The 19,619-nt window shown below is 32.6% G+C and carries 14 protein-coding genes and 1 pseudogene; 3 read left to right on the top strand and 12 right to left on the bottom strand.

Annotated elements, in window-relative coordinates; genetic code table 11:
• Positions 1-276: 276 nt before the first annotated feature.
• From DEA20_01300 to DEA20_01245, 12 genes and pseudogenes are all read right to left on the bottom strand, one after another.
• Positions 277-1,470: a hypothetical protein gene (locus DEA20_01300; GenBank protein ID HBS47818.1), complete on the bottom strand. Its 1,194-nt coding sequence runs from the start codon at positions 1,468-1,470 to the stop codon at positions 277-279.
• Positions 1,471-1,642: 172 nt separating this feature from the next.
• Positions 1,643-2,518 (bottom strand): hypothetical protein, encoded by an 876-nt coding sequence (locus DEA20_01295; GenBank protein ID HBS47817.1) that lies wholly within the window; start codon positions 2,516-2,518, stop codon positions 1,643-1,645.
• Between the two features lie 22 nt (positions 2,519-2,540).
• Positions 2,541-3,566, bottom strand: coding sequence for a hypothetical protein (locus DEA20_01290; protein HBS47816.1), 1,026 nt, complete (start codon positions 3,564-3,566; stop codon positions 2,541-2,543).
• Between the two features lie 169 nt (positions 3,567-3,735).
• Positions 3,736-4,260: a hypothetical protein gene (locus DEA20_01285; GenBank protein ID HBS47815.1), complete on the bottom strand. Its 525-nt coding sequence runs from the start codon at positions 4,258-4,260 to the stop codon at positions 3,736-3,738.
• A gap of 97 nt (positions 4,261-4,357) precedes the next feature.
• Positions 4,358-4,828 carry a GNAT family N-acetyltransferase gene (locus DEA20_01280; GenBank protein HBS47814.1) on the bottom strand — a complete coding sequence of 157 codons (471 nt, stop codon included), beginning with the start codon at positions 4,826-4,828 and terminating at the stop codon, positions 4,358-4,360.
• A 319-nt stretch (positions 4,829-5,147) separates the two neighbouring features.
• Positions 5,148-5,548 (bottom strand): annotated as a pseudogene (gene fosX, locus DEA20_01275) (FosX/FosE/FosI family fosfomycin resistance thiol transferase).
• Between the two features lie 49 nt (positions 5,549-5,597).
• The gene (locus tag DEA20_01270) at positions 5,598-6,050 is read right to left on the bottom strand and encodes a GNAT family N-acetyltransferase (protein ID HBS47813.1); all 453 of its coding nucleotides are present in this window, start codon (positions 6,048-6,050) and stop codon (positions 5,598-5,600) included.
• Positions 6,051-6,155: 105 nt separating this feature from the next.
• The gene (locus tag DEA20_01265) at positions 6,156-7,271 is read right to left on the bottom strand and encodes a hypothetical protein (GenBank protein HBS47812.1); all 1,116 of its coding nucleotides are present in this window, start codon (positions 7,269-7,271) and stop codon (positions 6,156-6,158) included.
• 37 nt (positions 7,272-7,308) lie between these two features.
• Positions 7,309-7,821 carry a D,D-heptose 1,7-bisphosphate phosphatase gene (locus tag DEA20_01260; protein ID HBS47811.1) on the bottom strand — a complete coding sequence of 171 codons (513 nt, stop codon included), beginning with the start codon at positions 7,819-7,821 and terminating at the stop codon, positions 7,309-7,311.
• The gene (locus DEA20_01255) at positions 7,818-9,692 is read right to left on the bottom strand and encodes a hypothetical protein (GenBank protein HBS47810.1); all 1,875 of its coding nucleotides are present in this window, start codon (positions 9,690-9,692) and stop codon (positions 7,818-7,820) included. Before DEA20_01255 ends, DEA20_01260 begins: the two co-directional genes overlap by 4 nt.
• A gap of 6 nt (positions 9,693-9,698) precedes the next feature.
• Positions 9,699-10,688: a tyrosine recombinase XerD gene (locus DEA20_01250; GenBank protein ID HBS47809.1), complete on the bottom strand. Its 990-nt coding sequence runs from the start codon at positions 10,686-10,688 to the stop codon at positions 9,699-9,701.
• The gene (locus DEA20_01245) at positions 10,669-13,419 is read right to left on the bottom strand and encodes a hypothetical protein (protein HBS47808.1); all 2,751 of its coding nucleotides are present in this window, start codon (positions 13,417-13,419) and stop codon (positions 10,669-10,671) included. Before DEA20_01245 ends, DEA20_01250 begins: the two co-directional genes overlap by 20 nt.
• A gap of 332 nt (positions 13,420-13,751) precedes the next feature.
• Here DEA20_01245 and DEA20_01240 point away from each other — a divergent pair, with 332 nt between their 5' ends.
• From DEA20_01240 to DEA20_01230, 3 genes are all read left to right on the top strand, one after another.
• Positions 13,752-14,378, top strand: a complete 627-nt coding sequence (locus DEA20_01240; GenBank protein HBS47807.1) for an endonuclease III — start codon at positions 13,752-13,754, stop codon at positions 14,376-14,378.
• Between the two features lie 79 nt (positions 14,379-14,457).
• Positions 14,458-19,158 (top strand): hypothetical protein, encoded by a 4,701-nt coding sequence (locus DEA20_01235; GenBank protein HBS47806.1) that lies wholly within the window; start codon positions 14,458-14,460, stop codon positions 19,156-19,158.
• On the top strand, positions 19,146-19,619 hold the full coding sequence (locus tag DEA20_01230) for a hypothetical protein (GenBank protein ID HBS47805.1): 474 nt from the start codon (positions 19,146-19,148) through the stop codon (positions 19,617-19,619). The genes DEA20_01235 and DEA20_01230 overlap by 13 nt, the downstream gene beginning before the upstream one ends.

Raw genomic sequence — 19,619 nt, 5'->3', positions numbered from 1 at the left:
GACCTAATTTTGATTTTTAGATGCAATTTTAGACCGAAATGCATGAATTTACTAAAAAACGTGGATCGCCACTCCATATTTTCGTGTATTAACTGGGAGTGATATTGTGAATAAAAATAGCTAGCGGCTATTTTCAACAAAGTTTGAATACTTAAAACTTTAGATCTCAAGCTAAGCAAATAACATTTGTCTAATGTTATTTGCTTCTATATTTTCAAAAAAAATTCTAAAATATTCCGAATACTGCTATCCAAAATTTCTATATAATTTCCAAAGCTAACCTTGCTTTTTAATAATTAAAATCCCCGATGCTATATAATTACAATCAACTTCTACCTGATTATTAAAAATTGCTCTAATCTCTTTAGTTAACGCTTCCAACTTTGGCACAGTAAAGTAATCAAAATGATCTGATACCTGACTGATTTCTTCTTCTAATGGAACAGAAAGTACCAATGCATACCTTGCCATATCAAACCATTCTACAATAAAATCGATAAGAGAATGCTTGTTCCCTGATGGCTTAAGATGTTCCAATAAGTGACTCGCCGTAACAACATCAAAAAGTTGCCCCTGATTTTTCTCTAATGCTTTAATCTTCCAATCGGGTTGCGTTATATCCCCTGCTAGAAATTCAACGTTTTCCAGACGATTATGTTGAACATAGCGTTTGGCGGTATCTACCAGTTCATTATTTATATCTATTCCAAGAAATTTTATATTAGCACCTGTCAACAGCTCGGCTTTTGTAAATATCGAATTACCAAAAGAGCTTCCAATTTCCAATATGGAAATCTTTCCTTTAGAGTTACACAATTTACGTATCACTAGACTTTCTACATAGTATATCCAACTGAATAATTTTGTATGGCTATACCCTTCAGAATTCAGAACATTTTCATTCGATTTGTAAGTCTCTCCAGCATAGTAACGGTTTGTGATTTCCTTAAATTTAGTCTGAGAATTTTCTAAGGCAATGTCCCAATAAGCATTTCTTCCGCCTGTAACTCCATTGCAAATGATACATGCTTGAATAGCAATATCTAATAATTGGGTGCTACCAATTTTTAAATCAAATGTTTTAAAGTAGTCCAATAAATCACAGCGCTGTTTCCAGAAAGCATCTCTATGAAGCTCTTCTTTTTTAAATACAGGTACGACAACATAAATGAAAAAAGGCGCTTCCTTATGATCTTTTTTAAAATAATAAAATTGAAAATTTTGTTTTTTTGTTTCCTTAACCAATTTAAACAAAGGTAGAGACATGATTTTCTCAAGAGACATCATATTACACACTATGACAGAATTAGATTTATCAATATAAAATGTCTCATAATGGCAGGTATCCAGTGCAGGCTTCTTTGAATTAACCGCTAAAATATCACTTGAAAGACTTGGAAAAATAGGTTTACTTTCATTTATGAACAGAAAAATCACAATAACGAATATTATCTTAAATATTTTTTTCATTTTTATAAAACCCTTTGTATATTCGCACGAATAGCCAGTGTAAATTTATCTTCAACGCTTTCTCAGAAATGATCCAGAAAAATTTTTGAGCCACGAGAACATCAATTTTTATATCATCATTTTTTTTGAATTATATATTAATCCTTAAGGTTTGCAACACACTTCTGATTAGTTAAATTTCTAAATCACTCAAGACTGGCCGATGATCCGATGGATATAAATTTTTTTGAAAATGTTCATCCCAAACTTGATCATCGATTATACCGTGCTGAATCACGTCTATTGAATCCTGTACAAATATGAAATCGTATTTTGAATATCCTTCTTTTTGTTTATACATATCATAATCCCACCCTATCCAGCTTCCCGGTACACCAAAAAGTGATTGTGCAATAACTCCAGAATCTTTTATTTTTTCAGATCTAGAACAAAGTAGTTGATATAATTCTTGACCACCCAATTGAGGAAAACAGTTAAAATCACCTGTAATAATTGCTGGAGCATCTAACTTTGCAGCTAAATCCATAACAATCTTTGCACTCTCTTGACGTGCTTTAATTCCCAGATGATCAAAATGAGCTGTCATAAACCAAAAATCATTTCCGGTTGCAAGATTTTTAAATTTTGCATAGATAACATATCGTTCATAAGATGAGCCATCCCACGCAGGACCATGTGAAGTTTTTTGTGATTCATTTAACCAAGTTATTCCAAGATCTGAAAGTAAAAGAAATTTTTGTGGATTATAAATTATCCCTAGGCCAGATTCGATAGGAGCTTTTGTTGGGTATTTACCAAGAAATTTATAAGGAACAACATAATGACTTTTTTCGAAACTGTTCATCTGAAATAACGAAACTTCTTGAACGCCAATTATATCAGGCTTGTAATGATCTAAAATCATATTGATTTTGGGCAATCTATGAACCCAAGCATTTTCTGTTTTATCATCTTCAGCGCAAGGAGCCATTCGAATGTTGTAACTCATACAACGGATGATTTGATTATTTTGTACAGCTTTAACAAATTGATTAATAATTAATTTCATAACTCAACTTCTTGCATGCATTTTATCGCTTGCATAAAAAATTTTTCAGTAAAGTAAAAAACTTTTCTGTTTCGTCTGCAAATATATAGTGTCCAGATTTCTCAAAAACCTCCAGTTGCGCATTTGGATGATTATTTCTCATGACATCAGTTCTATTTGGATCCCACCACAAAAGATCCCATTTAGCTTCTGTGATTAAGGTTGGAATTTTAAAATTATCAAATTTTCCTTTCAAAAAATTATTATGCATCATATTATCACTATCAGCACGCATCAACGCTTCAAACTTGGGTGCGGGGCCCCATCCATAAAGTACATTTCTAATAATTTCTTCGAACGTTGGTTTATAATAACAAAACTTTTTCCAGCATCCTGCAAGTAGCTTATTATAAAAACATTGTGCACCATTTAATTTGCCTTCTTTGCACATTTTCTCAATATTTTCTATTGCTGTTTGTTCTGCAGGTGAAATAAACATTTTGCCTCGAACTGGACTCATTGCCGAATTAGAAATACCTGTAGAAGAAGCAACTAAAATTAAACCAAGACAATGTTTTGGATAAATCAAGGCATAAAGTTGAGCTAGTAAACCACCATACGACCAACCAAGAACCACCCATTTATCAATATGTAATGCTTTTCTTAAACCTTCCAAATCTTCAACAGCTTGCTTAACAGTATAAGTTTTACCAGTATCATCCTTGCTAGATTTACCAGTTCCTCTCTGATCGTAGTAAATTATTCGTGCAACATCTTTTATTTGCGAGAAATAAGGATGAAAACCTTGATGCGTTCCACCCGGTCCACCATTGATAAGAACAAGGGGAGTTCCTTGACCCTCCTCTTCGTAATAAAGTTTGCCATTTATAACATCCACAAACCCATTTTTGGAAATTTCATCGCATAATGGTGGTAACTTGGGAATATCAAGTACCAGCTCTTTGGGAATATTTACAACTCTGTCAAAAATGGTTTCTCTGCCCGTGTGACATCCTGGCATTAACAAAGCCAAAATAATAGGGCTAAATAGAATCAATTTATTTTTCATATTTTATCTCTCCAATCAAAGTAATAACAAAAGGACCTGTAGATTTTGGTCCCATTCCGGCGAGAATTCCGATAATTGATTGTTTATTCACCCATCATTCCTTCTCAAAAACAATTTCCTTGACCGGTTTTAGTGCAATCATCTTTTCCGTCGTGGGATTTTTTTCTTTTCAATCATAACGTTTTTCCCCTTGGATCATCAGCAATTTGGTTAAACATTCGATGGGATAATAATATTTGATCGCCTTGAACGGTGTGCAATTGATCGTTTTATTTAACTTCAAGCAGTCACAATGATCAAGCCCACCATGGTCAAACACCCTCAACTTGACTATATAAGCTATATCGTTCATTGATCCCAACACGCTACGGTTATTCGACTTGGTGAATATTAATTTATTTTTATATTCAGCAAAAATCGGCTCTATGTGCTGACCAAGGGCTTCAGCCTCCAAATTCAAAGCCAGGGCTTGGGTAAACACCTCTGCCAGTTTTTGAAAGTGTGCTTTGACTATTTTGGGAAGAAAGATGCTATAGAGCGTTAGGTCGTTGGTAAATAAAATACAATTTCGTCTTTCAATGCATAACAAATTTGCATGCCAATCACCCAAAATCGATGTAGTTTCTTCCATTAAACCCACATCAAAGCTATCCAGTTTAGCCAACAACTTTTGTGTACACTGAATTAGCGCCATATACTTTATCCTTATGTAATTTTAGTTGACAATGTTCACGTTGTTAAAAAACTCCTCACCTTAATATCTTCACCAACCATAAAAGCAAATCATCATCTTATCCTTTTTTTTCGCCCAGATTGATTTCCATTACGGTAACAGAATACCCCTTCCATTCGTCGACGCCGATGATGCTCCAACCTCGCCGTTGATAATATCGGGTCGCAAGCTCCGGGTCGTGTGTACAAAGATAAAGCTTTTCAAAACCGAGTATGCGGGCCTTTTGTTTAATCACCTCGATCAGTTGGCTCCCGATTCCGCATCTTTGGTATCGTTTATCAACAACAAGTGGCCCTAGCCACGGGGTAAGATCAGGGCGAAGTCCCTTCGTTTGGGTCAATGAACACATGCCAACAGGCGCGCTGTTATCAAGGGCAACAAGTGTTAAAGGTAACAAATCGATATTCAGGTACTGGCGTAATTGTTTTTCGTCCGGGGACCAGGTTGGTCCAAGCTCCTCACGCGCAATTTTTGTAAGGCTAGAAATGTGCTGCGGATAATTTTTAAGAAAGTCGATCGTTATTTCCATTAAAAGTGGATTCATTTTTTGATACTCCTAGTAACAATACTAAAAACCACGTACAAAAACAATGGAATAATGGGTTCAAATGGATTTTGGGCGAGGTCCAATGCAATGGGGCCTGAAGATTCAAATTATGCAAGGACATGCCACGGTAAAATAAGAACCGTTGACCATTTGTTCCCAATGCAACCGTATCACAGTGCCCACACGATCATTAACCATGAAGGTCCCTTCCCTCTAAAAATAAGCCTTCCTCAACGGCGGCTCCAAAAGTTACATTATTCTGAAAAGAATATTGGTGACTCTTGTGGTTCATGTTTTTGTATTAGTTTTTATATTTTTGCAAACGTTCATTCAACGTTCCAGTATGAATTTCAAAAAGATGATTGTCATAATCATAAAAGTAAATAGATTGTGCTTCACCGTCAACCCTTGGTCGCCCGTCCTTAATGGTTAGCCCAAGCTTTTTTATCCGTTGAACATACAAATTGAAATTTTGTTCTGATACCTTCCAGGCGATGTGGTTATAAGTTTTTTTTGGCAAACCCTTCCCCTCCATTGTTGCTATCCATTCATTTCCTATTAAAAAAACTTCTCTCGTGACAATGAAAATGTGTTTTTGCCGCTTGAATATATTTCTTTTGCGTCAAAAATTTCTCGGAAAAACGAGGCTGTCTTTTCGAGATCATGCACGATCAGGGTGATGTGGCTTATTCCTTCAATCATACTTTTGAAATTTTCTTATTTTAAAATATTAATAGATTTTCCATCTTCCTTAATCAGTTTTGGGATTTAGTTTGTAGACCCACATGATGGTTCCTGGCGCTTCTTCTATTCCGCCCGCCGATCTATACATAGCCATCGCTGCTTCATTGCCTTTCTCAGTCAATACCCATACTTTGTCTGCCCCCACCTCTGTTGCCCATTTTTTAACTTCTTCGATAAGGGCTTTTCCAATCCCACGTCTTCTGTAGTTTTGGTGAACACCTACCTCATAAAGCAAAACCTCTGCTTTTCTTTTATCAAATCGTTGTAATCTATGCGCCGTTAAAAAACCGGCTGCTTTTCCTTCCCAAAAGGCGATAAATAGAGCATTATCGTCGCTTCCAATAAATCTTTTTCCCTGCTCACTATCCCATACCTTACCTTCATCCAATAGGCGATTAAAGTCTACTATCGAAAATTTACTTGTATTTCTGATTCTCGAAATTTGTAGAGGATTATTCATAGACCTTCCTCTAGGACCCAACAAAATCAATTTATTTTCATATTTGTATTACCTTCGCATCAAACCAAAGAAAAAGTGGAACTAAATCCATTCCCCTTTTTCTGCTTATTTTACGAATGCTAAAACCGCTTCAACCGCTATCAAAAGAATAATAACTATCGTTAAAATCTCTTCATGCAAAAGTTCAAGTTGATGTTGATAAACTGTATAAAGATCTTCGATGATATCTAATTTTTTGTTTATCGATTCCTGCCAAGACTGCAAGGACAGCTTTTCATAAAGCATAGAATAAACTTGTGAATAATAAGCATCACCAACCATTTTGATACTGCTATCAAGTCGCTCTACAATTACTGAAATATCGACACGCATTCTGGCAAGTTTGGAAATTGGAGTACTAAATTTACGTCCAACAATCGGAATATATGCTTGCCATGGAATTGCTAGAGGTTTTAAATAAAACGCTTCTAGGGATTTATCCAAAAATTTATCAAAGTATTGGAGCTCTAAAAGCTGAATATTTGCGGATTCAAAAAACTCGAGTGTTTCAAAATATTCATCGTCATAAATAAAAGACGCTTCACTATCGAAAATCATGAAATCTTTACCGTAATAACCTGTTGTATAATCCAAAATATCTGCTTCTTGATAATCTGAAAGTGATTGCGTTTCAAGGCGAAGCAATGAGGCTATTTTGCTGCCATATTGCTCTTTAAAATCTTCTGGAGCAATATTTTTTTGCGATGGATTGACCTGAACAATGTAGTAAGAATTTTTCATTTGATAAAATTGCGGTTTTTCTATCGCTGGATATATTTTATTGAAAACAGCTTTAACATCTTCATCGCTTTTGCGATTATAAATTTCGTAAATATCTACAAGCTGTCCCTTTAAATCATCAAGTGAATCATCAAAAGGTATTTGATAACAAAGCGAAATTGCCCCGAAGTTATAAAGCTTACTTATCACACTGATATGCTTTACATCGGCAATTTCACCTACAGGCAAATCGAATGAAAGTGGAATATGATAATTTTTAAAATAAGGTGAACGTGGAGTTTCACGCAAAGAAAGTAAACCTTTCTTTCTTATCACATCAAAAACAATCTCATCACCAATATCAAATACATAAAATAAAAATATATTCCCAGTGAATTTTTCACCAAGCTCAAGTCGTTCTATACCAAATGGTACTTTATTATTATCAACGTTTTTTAACATGATATACCTCTTGTAATTCCCCTTTTTTTATTAAAAATTATAAAGAATGTAAATCTTCAATTTTTTCAATCTTTGAATCAAATATATTTTGAATCAATAAACTTTTACATCCTGCTGCATTTCCAGCTTGAACATCTATTAATTTATCACCGAACATAAAAGAATTTTTCATATCAAGATTAAATTCCTTACAAGCTTCAAGCAGCATTCCAGGATTTGGTTTTCTACAAAAACAATCTTTTTTATATTTTTCTATTGTGGCAAATTCTGTGTGATGAGGACAATAATAAAATTTTTGGATAAAAACACCCTCTTTTTCAAATAATTCTTTGATTTTACAATGAGTTGCTTCAACAAAACTTTCGTCAAAAGTTCCACGCGCAATTCCAGATTGATTTGTAACAACAAATATCAAATATCCTGCATTTTGCAACATTTTACAAAGTTTTACAGCAGGAATAATAATCTCAATCTGATCGAGTGATGAAAGATAGTTAACATCTTTTATAATTGTTCCATCTCTATCAAAAAATGCTGCTTTGTTATTCATTGACCTATTTCCCTAACACTTGAACTTACAACTTGCGATGTAAAACTTGAAGCTGTTTTAGCTGAATCTGCATATTTCACATTAGTCGAAGATTCACTCAAAGAAATTTCATTTTGAGAAACTCTAATCTTACCAAGACGCATATCCAAATAAAGTTGGAAAAATCTTCTTGCGACAGCTACAGAAAATCCTGAATATCCAGACTTTTCTGTCAATATCACCATAACCAAAGGTTCTTCGTTTTTATAAGAAAAACTACAAGCAAGCCAACCATGCTCTGACAGTTTTGAGTTTCCCTTTGAACGCTCTAAACTCGCAACTTGTGCAGTACCTGTTTTAGCATAAATCGCAAAATCTTTGTAAATACTTAATGATCTTGCAGAACCATACAAAGCTACATCTTTCATCGCATCTTGCAAAAATGATAAAATTTCAGGTTTTACATCAATAGATTCTTTTTGAATTTCCTCTTGCTCTAATATTCGTGGCCTTACTAAATATCCGGTCATAATACCACCTACCATGCGAGCAATTTGAATCGGTGTTACAAGAGTATAAGACTGACCTATAGCAACTGATAAATTTTCACCCATCCACCATTTCTCATGTAAAGTTTTCATTTTCCATTCAGCAGTTGGGATAATACCATCTTTCTCAGCAATTAAAAAACCAGTTTTTTTACCAAGGCCAAACTTATTTGCACACTGCGCAATGGTATCAATTTTAAGTTGTTTAGCCATTTCAAAACACGGAATATTACAAGAAAGCGCAAGAGCTTGCCGCGCATTTAATTCACCATGACCTTTGTGATTCATACAAAAGATTTGTCTTCCTCCAAAATCAATATGCCCATGGCAACAAAATCTTGAATTTTTATTTATTATTCCTTGCTGCAAACCGGTTGCATAAATAATTAATTTAAAAACAGACGCTGGAGGATAAAGTGCATTCAATACTCTATTTAAAAAAGGACTTTTTTCACCAAAAAGTTTATGCCATTCTTCGGTAGAAAGATGAGATAAAAAAATATTTGGGTCAAAGTTGGGAAATGAAGCCATAACTTTGATCGCACCATCTTTTGGATTAATAATTATTACCGATCCAGTTTTATTACCACCAAAAGCTTCTTCCGCTAGTTGCTGCATTTTCAAATCTAAAGTTAATTTTATATCTGTACCTGCTTGAGGTTCACGAAATCCTTCCTGTCGCAATCTTTTACCAGTCGCATTCACAACATGAACAACATAACCTTTTTCCCCCTCAAGCTCGTTTTGAAAAGCTTTTTCAATTCCGTATTTTCCAGAAATTCCACAATCTTCATTTCCCGATAAATATCCCAAAATATGTGACGCAAGAGAATTATATGGATAAAAACGTTTGAAACGATTAACTATGATCAAATTTTTAGCAGAACAACAAAGCTCACTGATCATACAAAGTTGCTCGAATGGAATATCCTCAAAAATTTTAATTCTTCGTGACAACTTTTCTGCTGCGATAATATCTTCTAACTTTTGCTCAAAAAATTCTTTTTTTTCTAAAATTTCAAATATTTTTTTTAGAATGGAAATATGATTTTCGATGATCTCTAGATGCCCACTACCTTCCCAAATAAGATCGTACATTGGACGATTTGACGCAATTACGGCGTTGTTGCAATCGAGCAAATTTCCTCTCGGAGGGTATATAACTTCGAACTTAAAACAGTTTTTGTCACTCCTGTTTTTTAACGCTGAACTCATAATAACTTGCAAATAAAAAAGTCTTGCTGCAATTATTAATGCAATTAAAGTGATACCAAAAATCAAAAAAATAATTCGTTTGTGACGCTCTACTTTAAAAATCTCTTTTACTAGTTGTTTAAAAAGCATAAAATTTTAACTTTCTGTTTTCTTTATTAAGCTGCCAAAGTTATTTAAAGGATGTTTTTCATCGCACATTTTAGAAAGTTCGGCAGAAGAAACATGTGTATAAATTTCAGTTGTTGAAAGATACGCATGGCCTAAAAGATCTTTTATTAAACGCAAATCTACTCCTTGATTTAAAAGATGTGTGGCAAAAGAATGTCGCAGTTTATGAGGAGTAAATTTTCGCTCAATTTTCAAAAATTGTCTAAATTTTTCAAAAATTCTTTGAACTGAACGCGTATTTAACCGCTCACCGTGACAGTTCAAAAATAAATAATCACTTTTTTTCTTACTTTGCAAAAAAACTCTTTCTTCTTCAATATATTTTTCAATAGCATTTTGTGCTTTTGATCCAAACAAAACAAATCGTTCTTTACTCCCCTTGCCCAAAACTTTTATAACCTTTTCACTCCAATTAATATCTTGCATTTTTATATGCACAATTTCCGAGCATCTAGCGCCTGTTGCATATGTAAGCTCAAGTAATGCTTTATTGCGAAAAGGAAAAGATGAATCAACTTTTTCAAGATCATTACTATCAAGCAAATAAAAAATTTCATCAACCGACAAAACTATAGGTAATTTTTTATCCTTTTTGGGCGATTTACAATCCAGCACAAAACTAATTCCCTGCTTCTTGCAATATTGCTGAAAAGAACGAAATGCCGAAAGCTTACGACAAAGACTAGCTTTTGATATTTTTTTATAAAAAAGAGAAATAATAAATCGTTTAATTATTTGATTAGTTGCATCCGCTATAATCGGTTCTTTCTTAGCAATTTCATCCCAAAACATACTGAATTGATCCATATCACTCTTGTAAGCTCGAATAGTATTTTGCGCAACTCCTCGCTCAACTTCTAAAAAAGTAAACCAATCAGTTAACTTATTTTTAAACTCATCCCTTATCATCACTACACCCTTTAAATTGAAAAAATCCCTATACTTCCAAACTCTCATTTTCGTTGCTATTTCCCAAATGATCTAGCCCAAACTGCGTGCAACGTCTACTAACTGTAGAGCGATTTACATTTAAAAATAAAGCAACTTTACTTTGATTGTATTTAAACTTATGTAGCAACATTGAAAGTTTTTTAGGATCTTTTAAAACATTTTTACCAAGTCGCGCAGCTTCGATGAGGTCAAAATCAGAAATTTGATAAGCAGGATCGATCACAGAGTCAACATGATCCGTTTGCCTTTTTGTTTTTTTCAAAATAATTGATTGTATTTTAGTCTTCAATTCATTAATCGATACACATTTAGCATCAAGCAATTTACTTCTATCCATTTCATTAAAAACAAGCAGATTTTTATAAATCTTTGAATAAATGAGTTGCAGCCTAAGCCCTTCTATAAGCTCAAAGAAATCTTCTTCTGGAAGCGAAGCGATCGAAGGCATCCAAACTGCAGTTTTACCAAGCTCAAAATAAAGCTCTTTAAGAAACAAACCTTGCGAAACTAATCCCTGCAAATTTTGATTACAACTACAGATCAAAAACAGATCAGAATCTTTTGATATTTCACTTTTAAGCAAAGTAAATTTACCAGCGACAATAAACTCTAATAATTTTTTCTGTAGGTTCAAACTTAATAAATGAACATTCTGGATTAAAATTGTTCCCGTTTTATTTAAAGATTCAAAAAGCCCTACCTCATTATTTTCTTTGAAAATTGGATTCATTCCAAAGAGTTTAAGCGAGAGAGAGTTTTCATTGGTATTGTTATCAACTACAACTTCTTCAAAAATTGATCTTTTATTAATTCTATGGACACCGTGTGCAAAAGATAGAGCATCTTCTGTCGACAAAAGATCTAAAAATATAGTTTTGCTTGTTGTCGCATGTTCTAAAAAATTTATTTTCAAATTAAGTAAAGCGGGAGAATTAGCAGGAACAAGCTGATTTATTATTTGTCCTTCTTCTGTGTTTTCCAAAGCGAGCAAATAGCTCCATTTACTTGCATCTCTCAAATAGCTCATTTTTTCTTTTACCAAATCGCCAATCGATGGAACTGACAATGTGATAACGGTATTATCTTTTTCCAAATGAGGCGACGATACTACCAAAAGATTATCCCCCTCAGGCAAACTTAAAATTTGACGTTTGGAAAGAAATGTTGTTGCAGTATCAAAACCTATTTGAGTAATATCTTGCGAAACTTCCAGATTTTTATTTGTGTTTATATCTACTTTCAAAAGATCTTTAGATGCCTGATTACTATAAACAAACTTTTTATTTTTGTAGGTCATAACCCCAATTTTTTGCGTTTTAGCCTCCAAAAATGGACTTATACTTTTTCGAAGCAGTTCTATGAGTTTATCTTTTTTGTAAGAACTAACTTTTAGATTATGCTCACGCTGCAAAACTGCATCGAGATTCATATGAGTCAAAAAGTAAACAATAGTTCCAAGATAGTTAACGTAAATCAACATTTCATCGCGATCTACATCGGTATAAAATTTACCAGGTCGTGAATTTCTATTTACCAAAACAAAACCTACAATTTTGGATTCACAATAAACAGGTAAAAAAATATCAACATTTATCTCTTTGAGAAAGGCAACTATTTGCGCAAGTTTAGCCTTTTCTGCAGATGAAGTTGCATAGAAATGGTCAAACTCTATCTCATCCAAAATTAATATTTTTTTGTCATTTGCGAACTTAATAATTTCATGATTATCCGACGTTGAGCTGAACATTTTTTCAACAAAATGTTTTCTTGCATCTACGTTATTTTCTGCGTCACCAACAATTTGTTGCCTTGTCATCCACGAATCTTTAAAGAACAATACAACTTTATCTTTTGAAATATTGAAAGCTTTTTCGAAAAAATCTCTTGAAAGAGGGATTAACTCATTGACATTTGAAACAGAACCAAACTTTACCAAAACATCTTTAAAATCATCTACAAAATTGAATTCTCCTGCAATTGTCGATTTCACATGAATATCCATATTCAAAAATCTAGACCCTGTTACTCTTTTCACACTGTAAAAGATCATTCCTGTTAATATGATTGATGTAACGCTAGCCGCCATAGGATTAATGGTAAAAGACACAAAAGAAGATTCAAATATTTTCATAAACCAATAAGGCAACATAAAATATCTAAAAAGAATTAAATTATGATATTGCAAAAGCTGAATCTGTTCTCGTTTATAATTTCTATAAAGAATGATTAATGAAACTAAACCAGAACCCAATAAATAAGCTGAAGAAAAATCTAAAATTTTATAATCAGCCCAAAAACGAGAATAATCTGTTGAATAAATTATATATACAGATCTAAACAAAAAATAAAAATTTAAAAAAATGACCGGAATTAAAAATAATTTTAAGATTTTTTTAGGTAAAGCTTTCGATGAGATTTCCGTTGAGAAACATAAAAGCATAAAAAACTGTATTAAAATGGTAGCACACTCTAATTTGAAAAAAACTTTTGAAACAATCACCGGCACTACAAACCAAGGTCCTAAAGATAAATAATAAAAAATTAAAGTTATATTAGTAAAAATTCCTGTCAGCAAAACTATTAGTAGATATATTCCAGCTTTATTTTTTATAGAATTCGAAAAATTTTTATATAAAGAAAAAAGAACATAGAACTTTGTTGCTAAACAACAAAATTCTATGATTAGCCCTAGTATGCTGTAATCTAATCCTAAAAAATTCGATAATGTATCTAACATAGTTACTTTATATTTTTTTTTAAATTATTTTGACTTTATATAAAAAATCGTTGATTTTATTAATCAAATTTAATTATTGAATTAATAAACATTAACTTAATACAAATAAGGTCTTTTTGAAAGCAAATATTATTATGAAAAAGATAAAAAAAACCAATTTAAGTAATAAAAAAGACAAACTTAAAAAAGTAGGCCGAACCTTATTAAAATCCCTTATGTCAAAACAAGGTATAACATTAATTACAATTCTAGCTTTGTATACATTAAATGGCAGCGATGGCGCACCTCCTGGTAAATAAATTACATTGAAAAGAACAAAAATTGTCATTGTTATTCTCAAACAAAAGACGGAAAACTTCGCGCCCACTTTAATCGAGCAAGTCAAAAAAGAGTTCGGCAAAGACGCTTGCTTAATTCTAATTGCAACTTTATTAAGTCTGAGATCAAGAGATAGTGCAACTTTAGAAGTTTGTAGAAAATTGTTTAAAGTCATAAGATCCCCGCAGGAAATGTTAAAACTTTCTTGCGAGGATCTTCAATTTTTGATTCATTCAATTGGGTTTTATAAAAATAAATCCAAAACAATTTTAAATGTATCCAAAGTAATAATCGAAAAATTCGACGGCAAAGTTCCAAACGATTTCGATGCTTTGATAGCCATCAAAGGTATTGGCTCAAAAACAGCAAATTTAGTTCTCGCAGAAGCTTTCGATATTCCCACAATCTGCGTTGATGTTCATGTTCACCGCATTTCAAATCGGCTTGGAATCATCAAAACCAAAACGACCGCAGAAACAGAAAAAGCACTTCAAAAAATTATATCCAAAAAAGACTGGTCGAATTGGAATAATCTGCTAGTAAAATGGGGACAAAATATCTGCACACCAATTTCACCATTCTGCTCCAAATGTGCAATTAAACAATATTGCAAACAAGTCGGCGTTAAAAAATTCCGATAAAAAATAAAATCATTTTTTGATGACATAATTCTTCACTTTGATACTCTTGTTTCAACTCAAAAAAAGGGTAAATCAAAAAGTGAATAAAAAATCAAAATCTAAAAAGAAAACTTCTTATATTTTATTTATATTTTTGCTTTTTATAACACTCATAAAAGCAAATGGCGCATTAATTATCGCAGGGGAAGCTTTGCTCGAAGAAGCCCCTCAAATGCTAATTGCCGCAGGCGCTGCCATCGCAGCAACAGGAGCAGCGATTTATGCAAAATATGCAGAATTTATCGGTAGCGAAATTATCAATGAAGCTCCACCAAAACCTCTTATAAATCCTTGGGATATTTCAGATATCACCGGTGGCCCTATTTCGATAACAGTAGAAAAAGATAAAGAACGTTTTATAGAAGATGTTAGAAGAAGATTACCAGACACTTTAACAATTCAGCCACCAAAATCTATCCCCGTTCCTTGTGAAAAACCAATTCCAATGCCAAACCCAAAGCAACCTCAACCAAATCTTCCAGATTGTTATATCGATAAAAATTTCCTCCAAGAAAATATACAAATTTCACAACAATCTTATCCCAGGCTTCAAGATATTTACCAAAACATAAGACCGCCTGAACTCGTACGCACAAATAAACAAGACTTTGCACAATTTCAGCAGATGCAAATGGAAAGCGATGCTATGAGTGCAAATTTGGCAGGGATGTTTGCGCTAACAGCTATAAATTTAATTGGTGGCATTGCAAATGCTAAAAGAGCAGAAAATGTTCCAACTGGTCCTCCAGTAAATATCAGAATTTTCGAAACAAATACGGAAATACCTTCTAATATTAAAAATATCTTAAGAAATTATTCACCAGAACAATTCAGAGATCAAATGATTGCTCAATACCGCAAAGGTGGTTATGGAACATTTGAACAATTTTTGCATAGACAATTTTGTCTTTATCAATTTGAAGGTTTTAGAGGATTGCTTTTGCAAACCCGTGGTTTTGAAGATTTTATTAGAGAATTACATAGGCAATTTTGGAAATGTGGAAAACAAAGTGAAAATCTAAGAGAACAATTTAAGGAAATAGACGGGCTCAAAAAACATAGAGATTTTGAGAAAAAAGTCCAAGAATTTGTAAATTATTTTGACATGCAAAGAGAACAACAAAGACAACAAATCTTACAAGAACTTAATCGCAAAAAAGAAATACGAAAACAATGGCAAGAAGAACAAACAATCAACCCTTTCCCCGATTTTAACAATTTAATTTTGGAAAACGCTCTAAAATCTACAATAAATCAGATTTCTACAAAAACTGTTTTTCCCACAGATAAAGAACTATTCCCTACAACTGACATATCCAAAATAGAAAATCCATTAATACAAACATTGATGTATCAAAATTTGGATCTATTAAATGAAACAAATAAATTGGCGGAAGCTTACAAAGATTCACAGGCTATAGAAAATATAAGTTACCTATCACAAAATATTGGAAATTACTTAAAAAATTATCTTCCAAAGCAAGAGTCACTGCAAAAACAAATTTTACTTTCTAAATTTAATAACTCACTACTCGATACGTCAAAGAATTTTGCCTCTATTATTTGTAAAAATAATGATAATAAAAAGCCACTCGAAGCAGCAGATTTGCAAAATTTGTTCAACAGTTATGAAACTGCATCAAACCTGCTGCACCAGATTTTAAAAGAAAAATATAAATCATTAACAGATTTTAAAGATATTAATTTATCGGATGAAAATTTTTATCAAAGTTCAAATATTAATGTCATACAAAAACTTATAGAAAACAGTTTGGAAAACAATAGCAATTACCTCTCTCTTAATTCCAAATTGCTCAAAGAACAAGAATTTTTAAATGATGCAAAAAATCCAGCAAATGATTATGCCAAGAAGATGTTAACCCCTATCAAAACCATTGTTTGCGATGCAATTGCAAAGACAAAAAATTATTTGGAGTATGAAGATAAATGTAAAAAATTCATGGAAAATTACCAGCAGTGGCAAGATGATCGAAAAACATTAATAGAACAAACAAAAACAAATTATTTTCAAAATGCTCTGTCAGCGATAAAAAATATCACAAATAATAATTTCAAAATCGACGATAAAATCGCCCCAGTTTTTCAGCACAATAATATTGATCTTGCAACTTTTGAATCTTTCAGCGGTGATGCGACTCAAAACAAAATCCACAAACAATTAATCGACAACTTAAACAAAGCTGCAACTCCATATTTTATCTATAGCGACAATTTAAATATTCAGCATATTTCAGATCTAATTTGTAAACTTGCAAACGAAGCTCAAAATGCCAACATTAACAAAAATTATAAGCAAGCTGAAAACATACTTACCATGATGAACTTGATGATAAAAGCACAAGATAAATATTGCGAAGTGATTGATAACTATGCAGATGTTTCGATCAAGGCATTGGGCGAAAATATTCCTGTGATCATCAAAAATACAGTTGCCGGTAATATTCCACTAAACAAAGATTTTAACGCACTTTATTTACCGCTTGTTTTAAAATTAAGCGAAATGTCTATCCCAAAGCTTGAAAAACCAGAGCAAAAAGCGCGCCTCAAAACATTATTTTTAAACGGTCTATCCCAAGAAAGTGTGACCGAAATTTGTGAAGCTATTTTCACAGAGCCAAATAAAGAACAACTCAAAATATTATCAGGCGAAATTTGGAAAATAATAAATGAAGAAAAAAATTTAGAAAACAGTATTTCATCAAAAGATAAAAAGCTGCTTGAGATCATTTCACCACTAAAAACCATTTTCGAAAGTACGGCCAAGATTTTGCAAAAAGCGGCAAATGAAGAATCTAAATATCTTCCAAAAGTGCTAGAAAAAATCCAAAACAAAACAGATCTTATCAATCCCGCTCAAAGCATCGCAGAGAATATTTCCAAAATTTATGAACAAGAGGCATTAGCGGCAGAAGGATATAAACCAGACCAAAATGCGGCCAAAGAAGTAATCGCTGCAAACAAAAATAAATTTGACCAAGAGATGAGCAAAAATAATCTTCGATTATCTTGGTTTTCGGACAACAAACCTGTTTATCTAAAAATAATGAAAAACGATTTCATCCAAGTCATGCAGTCCAAAACTTCATCCGATTATGATAAACAACTTGCAAGCATTGGTTATGAATCAACAAAAGAATGTCTAAACGAAGACGACGATGACCCTCTTCCCACTCCTGACAAAACATATGATAGAAACTTCAAAAGAGCAGAAACTTCCTTTGCCACTTTAAATTTGGACTCGTGCAAGCAAGCAAAAACTTCTTACTATGATTTAAATGACCATTCAAAAAAATATTTAAATGAAGCCAATTTTGACTCTTACGATTTCACAAAATTTACAGGCGATAGCATCCAGCGACTTCTTCACAGCGAAATCGTCGACAACCTCAATGATACATCTGCAATTTATAACGACCACCAAGATTTACTTCCGGTCAGGCATTTAACATACCTTATGTACATGGCTTCTAACCAAGCTATTTTTTGTAACAAAGAAAAAGATGTCGAAAATTGTTATGAACTAACCAATTATTCTCGCGCTTTAAATAAACAAATAAGATTCACTACTGGAATTTTAACTTCAGGAATAGATTTAAGGCTTGCGATAGCAAAAGGTTTAGGTAAGGGAGCTTTAAACGCCGCAAATCCTATCGCGGCAATAAAAGCTCCTTTCGATCTCATTTGGCTTGCGTTAAAAGGTATTGGTTATGGAACATATTATTCCTATAAAGGGATTAAATATTACAACGATCATGACAGTAAAGAATTTACTACAGAATTTAATCGCAGAAATAAAGCACTTATCGACAAACTTGGAAAAATCTCAACTAATTTCTATGAATATTATAAAGAACATCCATATGAAGCGGTGGAACTTGCTTCTGAATTTATCGGCGATGCTATTCTTAGACGCAAAATAAATCCTAAATTCAGCAATTTTCTTGAAAAAGATAAAATCAAGCGCATAATTTCGGTCGAAGCTAAGATCGCAAAAGATATTTCAGATCCAACAATTCGAAAAATCGCAACTCCAGCCTTCGAAGCTGCCAGAGAAACCATCGATGCATTTAAAACGCTTGAACATCATGATCCGAAAAAAGTAGTAGAAGCTTGTGAAGTTATCAAAAAAAATACTTTCTTATTAGAAAATGAAAAGCCTGCTGAAATCATAGAAGCTTTGGTCGGAAAACATGATCCTTCCAAACTTGCAGCCTTCACTGAAACGGCAAAAATCGCCGCTAATGGGGAAAAAACACTTTTAGTTGAATCGCTTGAAAAATTTGGACCTAAATTTCCTACAAGACATACAAATTGGAAGCATCCTTTTTTAGTTGAAGAAGGTTTAAAAAAGGGAAAATTATCAATTCAAGGTTTTCATTATAAAGCAAGTATGCCTAATAGCATAATAGAATTAGTAAAAACACCTAACAAATTTGGCGTTTATGAAGCTTATTTTGAATACAAAGGTATAAAAAAATTTTCTACCTTTTTTCCAGATGATTGGCCTCATAAAAAAGTAATTCAAAAAATAAAGGAAGCTTATCATAATCCTATAATACTTACTAAGCAAAACGGATTTGTAGGACAAACAGAAGAAGGAGTTTTTATACAATTTTGGTTTAAAAAAAATGAAAATACTAAAAACATAATATTAAATAGCGTTTATCCATATCATGCAATAACATTAGAAGAATTAGAGGAGTTATTATGGAAATATTAAAAGATTCTATAAAGGATTTTTCATCAACATTTAAAGACTTTGAAGAAGAATTAACAGGATGTAACTTTGTTGTTTCATTTGACTTAATAAAATTTGAATTTGTCAGTCCATCAAATTTTGTCATACAAGATTTAGAAGCTTTATTTAAAGATTCAAAAATTGAAGGACTAATTGAGGAATCCAATTTTGATGAATTTGAAAAAAATGTATTTAAATCTTTTTCTTATATCCCGTACAATCTTCTAAAAGAAAGATTTTTTCAACAAATTATTATTGCAAAAAAAAGAGAGTCTAAGTTTTGGGAATTAATTATGCCTTTTTTTGAAAGAAAACCTAAAAAGATCTTAAAACATATCGCAACAGGAGATAGCTGTTTAAATTTTTATGTAATGTGGGGATTTTGTTACATTTTTATTTTCGATGATTATGGAATTGTAATAGCAGGTCAAGCTTGGGATTAA

This window comes from Candidatus Dependentiae bacterium (genome assembly GCA_003511165.1).
GTDB lineage: Bacteria > Babelota > Babeliae > Babelales > UBA12411 > UBA12411.
The sequence above is the reverse complement of the archived record's forward strand: the minus strand, read 5'-3'. Positions and strand labels throughout refer to the sequence as shown.

What these genes read in the sequence shown, in the direction of transcription:
- DEA20_01300 (HBS47818.1), bottom strand. Translation starts at nt 1,470, where the DNA reads ATGAAAAAAATATTTAAGATAATATTCGTTATTGTGATTTTTCTGTTC.
- DEA20_01295 (HBS47817.1), bottom strand. Translation starts at nt 2,518, where the DNA reads ATGAAATTAATTATTAATCAATTTGTTAAAGCTGTACAAAATAATCAA.
- DEA20_01290 (HBS47816.1), bottom strand. Translation starts at nt 3,566, where the DNA reads ATGAAAAATAAATTGATTCTATTTAGCCCTATTATTTTGGCTTTGTTA.
- DEA20_01285 (HBS47815.1), bottom strand. Translation starts at nt 4,260, where the DNA reads ATGGCGCTAATTCAGTGTACACAAAAGTTGTTGGCTAAACTGGATAGC.
- DEA20_01280 (HBS47814.1), bottom strand. Translation starts at nt 4,828, where the DNA reads ATGGAAATAACGATCGACTTTCTTAAAAATTATCCGCAGCACATTTCT.
- DEA20_01270 (HBS47813.1), bottom strand. Translation starts at nt 6,050, where the DNA reads ATGAATAATCCTCTACAAATTTCGAGAATCAGAAATACAAGTAAATTT.
- DEA20_01265 (HBS47812.1), bottom strand. Translation starts at nt 7,271, where the DNA reads ATGTTAAAAAACGTTGATAATAATAAAGTACCATTTGGTATAGAACGA.
- DEA20_01260 (HBS47811.1), bottom strand. Translation starts at nt 7,821, where the DNA reads ATGAATAACAAAGCAGCATTTTTTGATAGAGATGGAACAATTATAAAA.
- DEA20_01255 (HBS47810.1), bottom strand. Translation starts at nt 9,692, where the DNA reads ATGCTTTTTAAACAACTAGTAAAAGAGATTTTTAAAGTAGAGCGTCAC.
- DEA20_01250 (HBS47809.1), bottom strand. Translation starts at nt 10,688, where the DNA reads ATGAGAGTTTGGAAGTATAGGGATTTTTTCAATTTAAAGGGTGTAGTG.
- DEA20_01245 (HBS47808.1), bottom strand. Translation starts at nt 13,419, where the DNA reads ATGTTAGATACATTATCGAATTTTTTAGGATTAGATTACAGCATACTA.
- DEA20_01230 (HBS47805.1), top strand. Translation starts at nt 19,146, where the DNA reads ATGGAAATATTAAAAGATTCTATAAAGGATTTTTCATCAACATTTAAA.